Origin of the sequence: Runella salmonicolor (assembly GCF_024158025.1) — a bacterium.
Lineage (GTDB): Bacteria > Bacteroidota > Bacteroidia > Cytophagales > Spirosomataceae > Runella > Runella salmonicolor.
Map to the genome: position 1 here is coordinate 1 of NZ_JAMZEL010000011.1, position 15,009 is coordinate 15,009.

A 15,009-nucleotide genomic window follows, 5' to 3' on the forward strand; every position below is an offset into this window, starting at 1 on the left:
CGTTTATCGGGTAAGTTCATTCCCCTAAGATAATCAATACTTGTGTATATACTTTAGGTGAGGACACAGACCACGGTGGAGGGTATCAAATTCGGCTAAAAAAAATGTGTATATACTTTAGGTATGCTCACAGGCCGAAATCCTTGGCAATTAGATGCCGCCATGAATCACTCCATATTTTTTCCCAATTATTTCAAAACCTATCCCGAAGTGCTTGATGAAAATGGCTATTTTGTGGGCTATACAGGTAAAGGCTATGCCCCCGGCAAAGCCTTTAAAGAAGACGGAAGCAAACGTGAGATATTGATTAAGGACTTTTCTGCTCACAAAACCACACCCCCTACCAAATACATTTCTAACAACGATTACGCAAGCAATTTTGGTGCGTTTTTGGAAGCATCCGATAAGAAACCTTGGGCTTTTTGGTTGGGTTTCACTGAGCCTCATCGGGCTTACGAATACGGCAGTGGTGTAGCCAAAGGTGGCAAAAAATTGGGAATGGTGGACAACATTCCCAAATACTATCCCGACTCTGATACCACTCGCAATGATTTACTCGATTATGCCATGGAAATTGAATACATGGATAGTCACATTGAAAGAGTGCTGAAAATTCTCGAAGCGTCACGGCAATTAGAAAATACATTGATTGTTTTTACCTCCGACCACGGAATGCCCTTTCCAAGAGTAAAGGGAAATCAATACCTCAATTCCAATAATGTCCCTTTTGCCGTGATGTGGAAAAAAGGTATTAAAAATGCGGGTAGAGTCGTAACCGACTACGTAAACATGACCGACCTTGCACCTACGTTTCTGGAAGTGGCAGGCATCACTGTTCAAAAATCGGGTATGCGCCCCATCACTGGCAAAAGCTTAGTTCCTATTTTCAATGCTACAAAATCTGGACAAGTTGACGCTGCACGTAATTTTCAATTAGTAGGACAAGAACGCCACGATTTCGGCCGCCCCAAAGATGTGGGTTATCCCGTGCGGGGAATGCATAAAAATGGGTTTTTGTACCTAAAAAACTATGAGCCCGACCGTTGGCCTGCTTGCAATCCCGAAACCGGCTACCTGAATTGCGATGGTGGACCTGTCAAAACTATGCTTTTGGATCATAGGCGTAAAGGGATAGATAAATATTTTTGGAAATTGTCGTTTGGCAAACGCCCTGCCGAAGAATTATATGATTTGTCAAAAGACCCCGATTGCATCAACAATTTGGCTCAAAACTCTAATTACCAATCGATTAAAAAATCAATGGAGCGAGAAATGGAAGCCAAGTTGTTGGCACAAGGCGACCTCCGTATGCAAGGTTACGGTCACCTTTATGAGCAATATCCCGGGGCTGAAGTAAACGGCTTTTATGAGCGATTTATGAAAGGAGAGAAATTCAAATTGGGTTGGGTCAACGAAGGCGATTTTGAGAAAGAGGCGATAAAAGATTGAGAACTTAGACAATTATTCGACCTGAGCCTTTCGGCATAGTCTTTATCAATCGTAAATGTTATCCCATAAAAACACCGAAGGTATTTTATGAGCTTATGTTATTCATAGGCATTGCCATCGACTATTGGGCCCTATTTATGACCATCGGGACTGAGCAATTTGGTACGAATTTATGAGCAAGGGCAGCTACCACCATTCCAAACATGATGCGCGCAACAATGGAATTGATGACAACGCTGTATTTTTTTGAAAAGTAATTTGATAGGTAGATAAAAGTGAATTTTAAAATCCCCGATAACTTATTTCGGGGATTTTTTAGGTTGCATTAGGCCTCTTCTAAAAATGAGGCGTGTCTATAGGATGTTCTAAAAAAACAGCAGAATTAGAAAAGTTTAATTTTTTCCTACTTTTGTTGAATTAAATTCCTTATTCAGGACTCCGTGTTAAACGAAACAATTACCGATGAAACCCTTTGGCAGACGGTACTAGAAGGCAGTGAAACTGCTTTTGAGGTGTTGTATCGCAGGTATTTTCAAGTACTCTTTAGTTACGGCAAACGTATTCATCCTGACGAAGATGCGGTAAACGATGCCATTCAAGACCTGTTTGTGGATATTTGGCGCAGTCGTCATTCGTTAAATCAGGCACAATCGGTCAAGTTTTATATGATTCGTTCGCTGCGGCGAAAAATTCACCGCTCGCTCAAACCCGATTCTTTGCATGGGGAAGAATGGGAAAATGTACAGGAAGCTGTTTTACCGATGGAACCCTCACCCGAGTCTCTATTTACCCATGAAGAAGATACGTTGATTCAGTCCGAAAAATTAAATACTTGGTTGAGCCAATTACCCCCTCGTCAAAACGAGGCGCTTCTGCTGCGCTATTACCATAATTTTGAGTATTCAGAAATTGCCGACCTCCTTCACATCAAAGAACAAACCGCCCGAAACCTCGTTCAGAAGGCACTTCAAATACTACGCAAACTGGCTATCTTGTTGATTTTCATCATCGCACAAATTATTTTCCATTTTTTCTAAAATTTTTTTCAATATGGGAGGTTGAAAACCTCCCATATTGTCTCTTTCTATGTAGAAGGGGAATAGTACAATTATTTCCAAAATAGTCACCATGAAATATTCGCAATTCACCACCAGCGATTTTATTGAAGATGCCAATTTTCGTCGATGGGTTCAAAACCCAACAACTGAATCCACGGCTTTTTGGGAAGATTTTATCCAACATTATCCCGAAAAAAAACAGGAGGTAACCGTTGCCCGAAATTTATTATTGACCCTAGAGGCGCAGGTGGAGGGCAGTTTCTCGACAAAAGCCAACGAAGATAGAGTGTTTCAGCAGATCCAGCAGCAAATCGGGGAAGAGCAGGAGGCTCCAATCCGTCGTCTACCCGTATGGATTCGGTGGGCAGCGGCGGCATCCGTCGTGTTGGTGATGAGTTGGTGGCTTTTTAATCGTCCCACTCCTACTATTAAACTAACTTACGAAGTAAATCGTAAGCAGTCGGAGGTGGCTTTGTTGGAAAAAGTAAATGATACCTCCAAACCCATTCTTATTACCCTCGCCGATGGGAGTTCGATATTTCTAAGCCCAAAAAGCAAGATAAGTTATGCCAAAACCTTCAATGAGGGCAGTAAGCGTGAGGTATATTTGAGCGGAGAAGCGTTTTTTGAAGTGGCTAAAAATCCCAATAAACCGTTTTTTGTGTATGCCAATGAGTTGGTCACCAAAGTGCTGGGTACAAGTTTTAACATAAAGGCATTTCCCGAAGATAAAAACGTAGAAGTGAAAGTTCGTACGGGTCGAGTAGCCGTGGCAGTAGCGCCAAAAATCAGTAACCAACCATCCATCAGCACCCGGGAAGTTGAGGGGATTGTTCTATTGCCCAACCAACAGGCGGTCTTATCACGTCAGGAAATCCGATTGGTGAAGTCGTTGGTAGAGAATCCAACATTACTCAGTACCACCACCCCTACACCCATGCGGCACTCGTTTGTGTTTGAAGCGGCCCAAGCCTCTGATGTTTTCAATCTGATTGAACAAGCTTACGGGATCGACATCGTATTTGATGAAGAGGTTTTTTCCAAGTGCCAGTTCACAGCCAATCTGACCGACGAGTCTCTCTACGAAAAACTGGATATTATCTGTAAAAGTATCGAAGCCAACTATCAGATTTTGGACGCCCAGATTATCATTTCGGGCAAAGGATGTCATTTATAATGTATTTTAAAACCACTACACCCCAGGCCGAATGAAGTAAAAGAATACCTGATTCCCTTTCAAAAAACGAAGTCGGCAATGCACCACCATCACCGACTTCAAAAAAGCCCCTGTTACGCTAATAACATCTGAAAAAATCAGATGCTGGGGTGTTTTGTCAAATTTTCGTCTAACAAAAACATTCAAATCTATGAAAAAAAATTACGCTGCCCGGCATTGGGCGGTAAAAATCATGCAATGGTCCTTTTTACACCTCTGTCTTGCCGTCATTTTTGCGAACGTTTCGTTTGCCTTTGATTCGGTGGCCCAAGAATTGCTTGAACGTCGTATTTCGATACAAGCCACCAATCAGAACATCAACTCGGTACTTTCCGAGATTGAAAAAATGGTCGAAGTAAAGTTTTCGTACAGCCCAAATCTCATTCGAGCATCCCGCAAAATTACGGTAACGGCTTCCAATGAAAAACTTTCGGCGGTGTTGGAAAAACTGTTGACTCCCCAAAAATTGACCTACGAAATTGTCGGAAGGCAGATAATTCTCAAAAGGGAAACAACGGAAAAAATTCAAACAGGACAACTTGACCTCCCAAATGCATTTTCTCCGCCACTCGACCAAACCATCACCGGCACCGTCACCGACGAAAACGGATCGGGTTTGCCGGGTGTAAGTATTTTGGTGAAGGGAACCCAGCGCGGTACTACGACCGATGCCAGTGGAAAGTATCGGCTTATACTCTCCGACAACAATGAAGTACTGGTGTTTTCGTTTGTGGGCTATCTTTCCCAAGAAATCACAATCGGCACTCAAACTACGCTGAATGTGTCGCTGAAACCCGACACCAAAGCGCTGGACGAGATTGTAGTAGTAGGTTATGGTACGCAAAAGAAGGCCAATTTAACAGGCTCAGTGGCTTCAATTGACCAAAAATTTTTGGCAAACCGCCCCATTACCAACTCTTCGCAGGCTTTACAGGGCCTTTCGGGTGTATATGTTAACATGTCGAAAGGAAGGCCCGGGGCAGATGGCGCAACTATCCGGATTCGGGGAGTGGGCTCGTTTGGCACCAATAATAACCCGCTCATTCTGGTGGATGGCGTAGAATATAACTTGAGAGACATCAACCCTGCTGATATAGAGAGCATTACGGTACTGAAAGATGCGGCCTCTTCGGCTATTTACGGCAATAGAGCCGCCAACGGAGTAGTATTGGTCAAAACCAGAGGTGGCGAAAAGGGAAAATTCAAAGTGGATTACAACATGTACGCAGGCTACCAAGAGGCCACTACCTTCCCGGATGCCGTCTCTGATGCTGTACAATACATGGAAGGCAAAAACTTGGCATTACAAAATCAGGGTAGCCCCATAGAATATTCGCAGGCAATCATTGATGAATACAAATCGGGGACTGACCCGTACATTTATGCCAACACAAATTGGTTTGATGTTATGTTTCGGAAAGCTGCTCAGCAGGAGCATAATCTTCGCTTTTCGGGTGGCAATGACCGTACAACGTTTGCTTTATCGCTGGGTTATCTCAACCAAGACGGCATTATGTTGGGGTCGGGCGCGAAACGCTATTCTATCAATACCAACATCGCCTCCGATGTGACAAAGTGGTTGAAAATAGGAGGCAACATCATCGCCAATTTTTGGGACTATCGCGAGTCGGCTTACACCGCCGACGAAGGTAATGGCGAAGGCGGATTGATGGGGCTTATTTATCGGGGCTTACCAATGCAAGTGCCCCTTTTGGCCGATGGAAGCTACGCCGACCAGTGGATTCGTGTACCAGGTCATAATTTTTACCGTAATCCTTACGCGTTGGCATTTGAGGGTTTTCGCAAAAACACCAATTTCAGCGCCATTTTCAATTTCTTTGCCGAGGCGCAGTTGGCAAAAAACCTACGCTACAGAGTTACGATTGCTCCCAATTTTGGTTATGACGTTGAAAAATACAACAACCCAGTCATTGACCTAAAACATCCCAAAACAGGCGCAATAGCCCCTATGGGTAATATTCCGATTCGGGGTGTAAGGCAGAGTCTGGCCGAAGCCCTGAGTTTGACCAATTTTCATACCCTCAATTGGAACAGAACTATTGGTAAAAGTGAACTCACCGCATTGGGAGGTTTTAGCTTGGAAATGTTCAAAAACGGCAGCTTCAATGCGGGGAATCAGGGATATTTTGCCAACGAAATCTCTGAACTCATCGCGGGAAGTGCCAACCCCGTAGTGGGTGGTAACTCCACCCAATCACGACTTATGTCTTACTTTGGTCGTATCAATTATGTTTTCAATGACAAATATTTGTTAGAAACCAATTTCCGTTACGATGGCTCGTCGCGCTTTGCTCCCGATAAACGTTGGGGCTTTTTTCCCTCAATTTCGGCGGGATGGCGCATCAATGAAGAAGAATTCATGAAAAACGTAAAACCGATTTCTAACCTCAAATTGCGTGCTTCTTGGGGGCAATTGGGCAGTCAGCCGCAACAATTGTTTGGATTCATAGAAGCCGTCACATCGGGAATAAATTACAATTACAATAATACCGTAGTAAGCGGTGGGGCAGTTACACAAATAGCCGAGCAAAATTTAACTTGGGAAACGACCACCATGACGGATATTGGGCTTGATTTTGGGCTTTTTAACCAACGCTTGACGGGCGAGTTTGACTGGTTCAATAAAATCACCTCGGGTATTTTGCGTCAGGTGAATATTCCTCAACAAGTCGGCAACCTAATTGGGCCAGTGCGAAATATAGGCGAAGTTCAAAATAAAGGCATCGAGTTTACCCTCAACTGGCGTGATAAAATAGGCAAACTCAATTATAACCTCGGTGGTAACTTATTACAATTGTCCAACAATGTCTTGAACACAGGAGGTCAAAGAATATTCAATGGAAACCGGGTTATCTTTGAAGGCTCTCCGATTGACTCCTACTTTGGTTTACGCAGTATGGGCTACTTCCAGAATACCGACGAAATCAAAGCTGCCCCCTTTCAAAATACGGTCACTTTACCTGGCGACATTCGCTATGTTGATGTGAATGGGGATAATCGAGTGGATAACAACGACCGCGAAATCATCGGCAATACCATTCCAAAATACACCTACAGTTTTACATTTGGTGCCGACTATAAAGGCATTGATTTTTCCGCCTTCTTTCAAGGAGTGCAAGGGCTTCAAAACTACGTCAATGCCAACTTAGGATTCCCGTACCGCAATGGAGCAGGTGTCACCAAAGAATTCTTAACAGAATCGTGGACGGTCAATAACCCCAATGCGAAATATCCGCGATTGACCACGGCCAATGGGTATCCGCAAAACTTCCAAGTATCTGATTTTTGGATGAGAGACGCGTCTTACCTGCGATTGAAAAACATCCAATTAGGCTATACGATTCCTGACAAATTCACTAAAAAACTGGGGATTAGCAGGTTAAGAGCCTTTGTAAACGGTCAAAACCTACTGACATTTGCAGATTTCACTTTGGGTGATCCGGAAAGAAATGCCGCCAATGAAGGAATCATTGCCTATCCCATTGCAAAAGTGGTGACTGGTGGTTTAAGCGTAACTTTTTAACTTAAAATGAAATTCGACATGAGAAAATATATAATTGTAGCCCTTACGGTGGTTATGGGCAGTTGTTCCGATTTTTTAGATGTATCACCATCCGACAGACTGATACAAGTGGACTTTTGGAAAACCCGCCAACACGCTGAAGCGGCACTCGTAGGCACTTATAATGCACTTTTAAACGGCAATATATATGGAGGAGTAGCCATGATTGCGATGGAAGCCGCTACCCCCAATGCTTTCACCTATAACAATACCGGAGGGGGTGGTTTTATTGCCCAAGGCATTCATGATGCCGCCAACAATGGTATTATCAATAACAAATGGGGCGCTTGCTACGTGGGTATTGGTCGGGCCAATACTTTACTGAGTAATATTGGTGGAATAACCATGGATGAAACCACAAAGAAACGATATACTGCCGAAGCAAAATTCTTGAGGGCTTTATTTTATCATGATCTCTGGCTGTATTATGGCGGTGTGCCTTTGATTTTAGAAACACCTAATTTAGAAAAACAGGGAACATTGCCCCGCAACAAAGCCGACGAAGTCTATGCTCAAATCATCAAAGACTGTGATGAAGCCGTAGCTGACTTACCCCAACTAGGCACCACCAAAGGTCATGCTGCCAAAGGTGCCGCGTTTGCTTTAAAAGCGCGAACCATGCTGTATAAAGGCGATTTTCAGGGAGCAGCAGCAGCGGCCAAACAAATCATTGATGGCAAATCTTATACGCTATTCGCCGATTATCGTGAGCTGTTTCAATTAGACAAAGAAGGAAATTCAGAGGTCATATTTGACGTACAGTTTAAAAACCCCGAGTTTACTCATTCTATGGACATTACCTTTACTGATTTCAATTCGATAGCTCCCCTACCCGATTTACTCAATGATTATTACATGACTGATGGTTTGCCCGCGTCTCAATCAAAGCTCTTTGATCCTAAAAAGCCCTACGACAACCGTGACCCCCGCCTGAATCAAACCAATATACTCCCCAGTACTACTTTTAGAGCCAAAACGGTCCTTGCCAATACCTTTGGTTTTACGGGTATCGGACAAAAAAAATATACTGTTTATAAAGACAATGAAGATAGGGCTACCATTGCCGAAGGGCAGTCAGAATTGAATTACATGGTTTTTCGCTATGCGGATGTATTACTGATGTTTGCAGAAGCGCAAAACGAGGTGGCAGGACCCAGCCAAGCCGTATATGATGCTTTGAACCTTATCCGCAAACGTGCCGGTATGCCCAATTTTCCTACGGGTCTGACCAAAGAACAAATGCGTGCTGAAATACGCCACGAAAGGCGCATTGAGTTGGCTGGAGAGGGTCTTTATTACCACGATATTCGTCGCTGGGGTACGGCCGAGAAAGTAATGAATACCGATATTTTTAATTTTGCCGGCGGTAAAATCGGTACCAGAAAATTTAACAAAGACCGCGATTATTTGTGGCCTGTTCCCACGGTGGTATTGCAAAATAATACCTCCTTAGAACAGAATCCGGGCTATGGTAAGTAAAAAAGTAATCCCAATAATATGAAATATTCAATCATCATCGCACTGCTTCTCACTGTGGGCATTTTTGGTTTTAAAAACACCAAACCCGCTTCCAAACCCAATATTATATACGTCATGGCCGACGATTTGGGCTATGGAGATTTGAGCTGTTATGGACAGAAAAAATTCCAAACGCCCCATCTTGACCAAATGGCCAAGGAAGGTATTCGGTACACCGACTACCACTCTGGCAGTACGGTTTGTGCGCCTTCGCGCTGTGCCTTGATGACTGGCAAACACATGGGTCATGCCTATATCAGAGGCAATGGCGAAATACCCCTGCGCGATGAAGACTTTACCGTCGCGGAGTATCTCAAACAAAATGGTTATCATACTGGTATTTTTGGTAAGTGGGGCTTAGGACAGGCGCATAATGCCGGCTCACCCGAGAAGCAAGGTTGGGATGAGTTTTTGGGATACACCCACCACGTTCATGCCCATCATTTTTTTACCAACAATCTTTGGACTATCAAAGAGGGCAAAACCGTGATTCAACCCATTGACTCACTCAGGCACTCGCATCTGTACGTCATGGACGCGGCTTTGGAATTTGTCAAGAACAACCAAGCAAAACCTTTCTTCATGTATTTGGCCATTACAATGCCACACGCCGAGGTTTTTGCGCCCACGCCCGAATCAGTATCTCCTTTTTTAACTGCTGATAAAAAAAGTACGTTTCCAGAAACGCCATTTATTCAAAAAGGGGGCAATTATCGCTCTCAGGCCCAACCTAAGGCCAATTTTGCGGGCATGGTCACACACTTAGACCGCGACATGGGACGCCTGATGGAACTGTTAAAATCGCTTAATTTGGCGGAAAACACCTACGTTTTCTTTACTTCCGACAACGGCCCACACCAAGAGGGCGGAGCCGACCCCGTGTTTTTTGACAGCAATGGCCCACTGAAGGGCATCAAACGCGATATGTACGAAGGCGGAATCCGTGTCCCGCTGATTGCTTGGGGAGGGAAGGTAAAAAAAGGATTAACCAACAACGACGTCTTGGCCAACTGGGACTTTTTCCCAACCGCAGCCGAGTTGGCAGGTGGCAGCAAAACCCAAGGTTTAGACGGACTTTCCTTTGCCAATACACTCCAAGGAAAACCCTTGAAGAAAAAACATGAATCACTCTACTGGGAGTTTTATGAGCGCGGCTTTGACCAAGCAGTACGATTGGGGGAAGAGTGGAAAGCCGTCAAGTTAAGTGCCAAAGGGGGTAAATTGGAACTCTATAATCTAAAAAAAGACCTCGGTGAAGAAAATAACGTGGCAGTCCAATATCCAGACATCGTAGCCAAAGCCGAAAAAGCCTTTGTCGACAACCGAGTCATATCAGATATGTGGCCTCTGAAGAAGAAGTAAATTTTGCAATACTGCTCATTAAAAAAAAGTAGATAATTGATAGGTAACGAAAACAGTAACCCCCAACGGACTTCCGTCGGGGGTTTGTTTTAAACAGCAAAACATAGACCTACCTACTTCTTCTCCAACAGCACCACATTCTCTACATGGTGCGTATGCGGAAACATATCGACGGGGCGTACGCGCTGCACGGTGTATTTCTCGTCCAACCACGCCAAATCGCGCGCCTGCGTGGCAGAGTTACAACTAACGTACACGATTTTGGTTGGCGCCATGTTCAGCAAGGTGCGTACGACTGGCTCATCCATCCCAGCGCGTGGCGGGTCGGTGATGACCACATCGGGGTGGCCGTTTTGATGGATAAACTCTTCGTTCAACACGTTTTTCATGTCGCCCGCATAAAAGCGCGTGTTCTCAATGCCATTGATGGCTGAATTTATTTTGGCGTCTTCAATGGCCTCGGGCACGTACTCCACTCCTATCACGGCTTTGGCCTGCCGCGCCACAAAATTGGCGATGGTTCCCGTGCCTGTATACAAGTCATAGACGTGCTCATTACCCATCAATAGCGCAAATTCACGTGCTATTTTGTACAATTCGTAGGCTTGGTCGGAGTTGGTTTGATAAAAAGATTTGGGGCCAACCCTAAACGTCAGGCCTTCCATTTGCTCTTCAATGTACGGCTTACCAGCGTAAAGAATGGCCGTTTGGTCATAGTACGAGTCGTTGCCTTTGGTATTGATGATGTATTGTAGCGAAGTGATTTGGGGGAAAGTTTCGGCAAGAAAGGCCATTGTCACGTCAATATCTTCTTGATTCGGCTCCGCAAACTGCACAATCACCATCACGTCGCCCGTATTTGCAGTTCGGATAATGACATTACGTACAAAGCCGACATTGTGTTTTTGGTCATAAAAACGAAACCCTTTTGAAAGCGCAAACGTCCGCAGTTGGTTGCGAATATCGTTGGAAGGGTCGGGTTGAAGAAAGCATTTTTCAATGTCCAGTATCCGGTCAAAACGTTTGGGGATGTGAAAACCCAACGCATTACGCTCAAGTTCAACACCTTGTGCAATTTCTTCGTTGGTAAACCAACGCAAATTAGAAAAAGTATACTCTAGTTTATTACGGTAAAAAGTAGTCTTCTCAGAGGGGAAAATAGGCTCAATTTCAGGAAGTGGTACCTTGGCGATGCGGTGTAGGTGGTCGCTGACCTGCTGCCACTTAAATTGAAGTTGCTCTTTATAGCCAATGTGCTGCCACTTACATCCTCCGCAGGTGCCGAAGTATTCACAAAACGGCTCCGCCCGCTTCTCCGACAATGAATGCGTTTTGATAACGCGGGCCTCGTAGAACTTTTTTTTCTTAAAACTTAGAATTTCAACATCAACTACATCGCCGGGAGCCACGTTGCCTTCCACAAAAACAACCGCGCCTTCCAGCTTTCCAATGCATTTTCCTTCGGATGCAAAATCTTCAATGAGTAAATTAGATACGACTTGTCTATTTTTTTTGTAATTTTTCATCCAATTTGATTCGTTACGTTATCCATAAATCTTTACATTGATTCCTTTCTACTCATCAAGCAACGCAACGGTGTTTTTTTGCGTAAGAGTTTGAAACAATTCGGCAAAAATACAACGAGAAGTTAAGCCCTAAAACCTTATGAAAAAAATTCTACTTCGCGCATTGTGGATATTGGTGCTTTTTCCGCTCACTTCGTGGGCGTCGCATATTGTGGGAGGCGAAATTGAATTTTATCCAACCAACCGTTCAGCCAACCGTTTTTACATTGGGCTTAATTTTTATTTTGACCAAGCCAATGGTCGTACCGGCGCCGAAACCTCCACGGTGATTCTGTATTTCTTTCGTAAATCAGACAATGCGCCTATGGGTAATATTGAGCTTCCGCAAACTGCCCGAAAGCTCATTAATTACACCAACCCTACGTGCAGCAATGCCAATACCGATTTACGGACTTTACTGCTCCGATATTCTTCCGAAATCGTCATTAATACCCAAAACTTCAACGACCCCAAGGGGTATTACATCGTGTGGGAACGCTGTTGTCGCAATAATATCATCACCAACATCACCAATCCAGCCAGCACGGGAGAGACTTTTTACACGGAGTTCCCCGCGTTGGTTCAAAATAATCTTCCCTACGTCAATTCCTCTCCCAAGTTCGGTGAGCTAAAAGGGGACTACATTTGCCTAAATCGCCCTTTTGTCTTCGATTTCAGCGGTACAGACGCCGATGGCGACAGCCTAGTTTATTCTCTTTCCAAGCCCTGGGCGGGGTACGCTGGCCCCAACAATCCCGAGCCTATTGCGCGCGGAGCCAGTAGCTACCCCGAAGTAAACTGGGCACCGGGCATCACCAACGAAAACATGATTCCTGGCCCACGACCGTTGACCATCAACCGCCAAACGGGCGTGCTGAGCGTCACCGCCGACAAAGCGGGGCTTTACGTATTTGCGGTGCTGGTAGAAGAATACCGAAAAGGGGTGAAAATTGGCGCCACACGGCGGGAGTTTCAGCTGAAAGCCGTGGACTGTCCCCTCAACCGAACGCCCGTAGCCCTCTATCGCGAAACGGGCAAAAGAGCCTTTTACAAAGAAGGAGAAACCCTAACTATCAAAAAAGATCAGGCTAAATGCCTAGACATTATGCTGACCGACGGTGACCCCAACCAACGGCTGTCCATCAAAACCGTAGGCATTAACTTTGACGATAAGTCGGTCGTTGCCAACCCTGTTTCATTCATTACTACTTCCGCAACCGATACCCTAAAAGCACAGATTTGTTTTGAAAAATGCGTGGAAAGCCGAAACAACCAACCCGTTATTTTGGAGGTGATTGTGAGCGACGACGGCTGTCCGCAACCCCTGACTGATACCTTACGAATTCGGGTTATTATCGAAGGTTCGACCAACAATAATCCCGATGTAACCACCGATTTGAGCAACAACCGCGCCACCATACCGCAAGGTACTACCCTCAATTTCAAAGTAACGGGGATTGACCTCGACAATGATGATTTGGTCTTGGAAGCCAAAGGGCGGGACTTTCAGCTAACGGCGGCGGGCATGACCTTTAACAACGCCACGGGCAAGGGAAGCGTAACGCAGCCATTTACTTGGACTCCACCTTGTACGGCCACTAATCGAGAGTATATCGTTGACTTTATCGTTACGGATGTGGCTTGTAATAAGCAAGTAAAAGATACCGTTAGTGTAAGGCTACAATCCACCGCCAAGCCCAACAACGCCCCTGATGTATCGACGAGTGTGACGGGCCGACAGCCCATTGATGTGCCGCTCCCTTCGGTAGATGCCGAAGTCTTAGGATTTGACGTGTTTGGGGATGACCTCGACAAGACCGACCAACTCAAGCTATATGCCCAACCCAAAGGTTTTACGCTTGCCCAATACGGGATGAAGTTTAATGATAAAACGGGCGCGCCCCGCTTGGTTTCTCGCTTTGAATGGGAGCCTACCTGCGCCCAATACACCGAGCTGTCGGGCAAAGAATTAACCGTCAATTTCATTACCGAAGACAACAGTTGCGGCCCCGTAAAAACCGATACGATAGCGGTAGTGTTACGATTTGGTGACTTGCCCAGCATTGAAAGTCTTGACAAAAACATTCCGAACGTAATTACCCCCAACAACGATGGAAAAAACGATTGTTTCTTTTTGGAAAGTCTTTCCGTCGCTACCTGCGGACCACAGTTTTTGCAGGTTGATATTTACAACCGATGGGGAAAACTTATTTTTACATCTACCGACCGCAAATTCAAATGGTGCGCCGAGGCCGTGCCCACGGGACAATATTATTACGGCCTGAAATTTACCGACCGTACCTTCAAAGGAACGATGACTGTCATTAAGTAAGGTTTCAATAAATACTCAATATCTTGTCAATCAGCAGGTCTGCCGTAAAATCGTGGGTTTCTTCAGGATAAAAATAGTAGCGGTATTTTAGACGCAGAAGGTTGAGTTTGAAGCAAAGAATTTCACCTTGTTCTTTGGGAACCACGCGGTCTTTGCCGCCATAAAAGAGCATCGTAATTGGTGGGGCTTTGTGGTTAACGATAAAGAAAGGACTTGCTTTTTGGTATTCTTCTGGTGAATCTGAGAAGGTTTTTCCGATTAATTGTTGAATTGGGAGTTCGAGGCCTGCTTCCCGGAGCGGCTCGGAAGTTAGGTCGGTCGGGGCCGCAATGCCCACCACTCCTTTGAGCTTTACCCCAGCAAAATTGGAATAGGCATAGTTTAAGGCCAAATGCCCTCCCGCGCTTACCCCACCAATCACAAACCCCTCTTGGGTGATGTTATATTTATCGGCATTTTTCCGCAAATACTCAACCAATAATTGGATGTCTGCCATTTGCTGTTCCAACCGAATGCCTTTGGTACTCGTAAGGCGATAATTGGCGTTGACGATGGTTAAATTTTTGTTTCGACCTTTGAGCCCCATCACGCTTGGAATCAGAAACGACTTATCTCCCGACCCCCACGCGCCTCCGTGCAACAATATCAGCACTTCCGAAGGGCGCTCTCCCGTTGTCACAGGGGCGTATATATCGCATTTTTGAACTGGATCAGCACCATACGCTTGATTAATAAACTCTCTGTATCCAGTCACTTCCTCTTCAATGGCTGGGGTAATCTCTGACAATTTACATCCTCCCAAAGCTACCATCAACCAGCCTGCCAATGCTAATGTGTACTTACGCATCTTTTTTAGAAATTTAATAAAAACAATACTACCTAATTGGCCTTATTTCTTCAAAAGAAACTTATTTAGTGGTTAAAGA

The 15,009-nt window shown here is 44.8% G+C and carries 9 protein-coding genes; 7 read left to right on the forward strand and 2 right to left on the reverse strand.

Features of this window, described 5'->3' with window-relative positions; translation table 11 throughout:
• The first annotated feature begins 123 nt into the window (after positions 1-123).
• The 6 genes from NCI00_RS21735 to NCI00_RS21760 all read left to right on the forward strand — a co-directional run bounded on the left by NCI00_RS21735 (position 124) and on the right by NCI00_RS21760 (position 10,186).
• A complete protein-coding gene (locus NCI00_RS21735; RefSeq protein WP_253531137.1) occupies positions 124-1,449 on the forward strand; it encodes a sulfatase-like hydrolase/transferase in 1,326 nt (441 codons plus the stop codon).
• 440 nt (positions 1,450-1,889) lie between these two features.
• Positions 1,890-2,486, forward strand: coding sequence for an RNA polymerase sigma factor (locus NCI00_RS21740; RefSeq protein WP_253531141.1), 597 nt, complete (start codon positions 1,890-1,892; stop codon positions 2,484-2,486).
• A gap of 91 nt (positions 2,487-2,577) precedes the next feature.
• Positions 2,578-3,684 carry a FecR family protein gene (locus NCI00_RS21745; RefSeq protein WP_253531144.1) on the forward strand — a complete coding sequence of 369 codons (1,107 nt, stop codon included), beginning with the start codon at positions 2,578-2,580 and terminating at the stop codon, positions 3,682-3,684.
• Between the two features lie 190 nt (positions 3,685-3,874).
• Positions 3,875-7,267, forward strand: a complete 3,393-nt coding sequence (locus NCI00_RS21750; protein WP_253531147.1) for a TonB-dependent receptor — start codon at positions 3,875-3,877, stop codon at positions 7,265-7,267.
• Positions 7,268-7,285: 18 nt separating this feature from the next.
• Positions 7,286-8,785 carry a RagB/SusD family nutrient uptake outer membrane protein gene (locus NCI00_RS21755; RefSeq protein ID WP_253531149.1) on the forward strand — a complete coding sequence of 500 codons (1,500 nt, stop codon included), beginning with the start codon at positions 7,286-7,288 and terminating at the stop codon, positions 8,783-8,785.
• A gap of 18 nt (positions 8,786-8,803) precedes the next feature.
• On the forward strand, positions 8,804-10,186 hold the full coding sequence (locus NCI00_RS21760) for an arylsulfatase (protein ID WP_253531152.1): 1,383 nt from the start codon (positions 8,804-8,806) through the stop codon (positions 10,184-10,186).
• Between the two features lie 113 nt (positions 10,187-10,299).
• Here NCI00_RS21760 and rlmD read toward each other — a convergent pair whose 3' ends face one another.
• Positions 10,300-11,712: a 23S rRNA (uracil(1939)-C(5))-methyltransferase RlmD gene (rlmD, locus tag NCI00_RS21765; protein ID WP_253531155.1), complete on the reverse strand. Its 1,413-nt coding sequence runs from the start codon at positions 11,710-11,712 to the stop codon at positions 10,300-10,302.
• A gap of 139 nt (positions 11,713-11,851) precedes the next feature.
• Between rlmD and NCI00_RS21770 the strand changes: the two genes are divergently transcribed.
• Positions 11,852-14,083 carry a T9SS type B sorting domain-containing protein gene (locus NCI00_RS21770; protein WP_253531158.1) on the forward strand — a complete coding sequence of 744 codons (2,232 nt, stop codon included), beginning with the start codon at positions 11,852-11,854 and terminating at the stop codon, positions 14,081-14,083.
• A 4-nt stretch (positions 14,084-14,087) separates the two neighbouring features.
• Here NCI00_RS21770 and NCI00_RS21775 read toward each other — a convergent pair whose 3' ends face one another.
• The gene (locus NCI00_RS21775) at positions 14,088-14,930 is read right to left on the reverse strand and encodes an alpha/beta hydrolase (protein WP_253531161.1); all 843 of its coding nucleotides are present in this window, start codon (positions 14,928-14,930) and stop codon (positions 14,088-14,090) included.
• Positions 14,931-15,009: the final 79 nt, after the last annotated feature.

Coding starts and splice junctions, on each gene's coding strand:
- NCI00_RS21735 (WP_253531137.1), top strand. CDS start 124: ATGCTCACAGGCCGAAATCCTTGGCAATTAGATGCCGCCATGAATCAC.
- NCI00_RS21745 (WP_253531144.1), top strand. CDS start 2,578: ATGAAATATTCGCAATTCACCACCAGCGATTTTATTGAAGATGCCAAT.
- NCI00_RS21750 (WP_253531147.1), top strand. CDS start 3,875: ATGAAAAAAAATTACGCTGCCCGGCATTGGGCGGTAAAAATCATGCAA.
- NCI00_RS21755 (WP_253531149.1), top strand. CDS start 7,286: ATGAGAAAATATATAATTGTAGCCCTTACGGTGGTTATGGGCAGTTGT.
- NCI00_RS21760 (WP_253531152.1), top strand. CDS start 8,804: ATGAAATATTCAATCATCATCGCACTGCTTCTCACTGTGGGCATTTTT.
- rlmD (WP_253531155.1), bottom strand. CDS start 11,712: ATGAAAAATTACAAAAAAAATAGACAAGTCGTATCTAATTTACTCATT.
- NCI00_RS21770 (WP_253531158.1), top strand. CDS start 11,852: ATGAAAAAAATTCTACTTCGCGCATTGTGGATATTGGTGCTTTTTCCG.
- NCI00_RS21775 (WP_253531161.1), bottom strand. CDS start 14,930: ATGCGTAAGTACACATTAGCATTGGCAGGCTGGTTGATGGTAGCTTTG.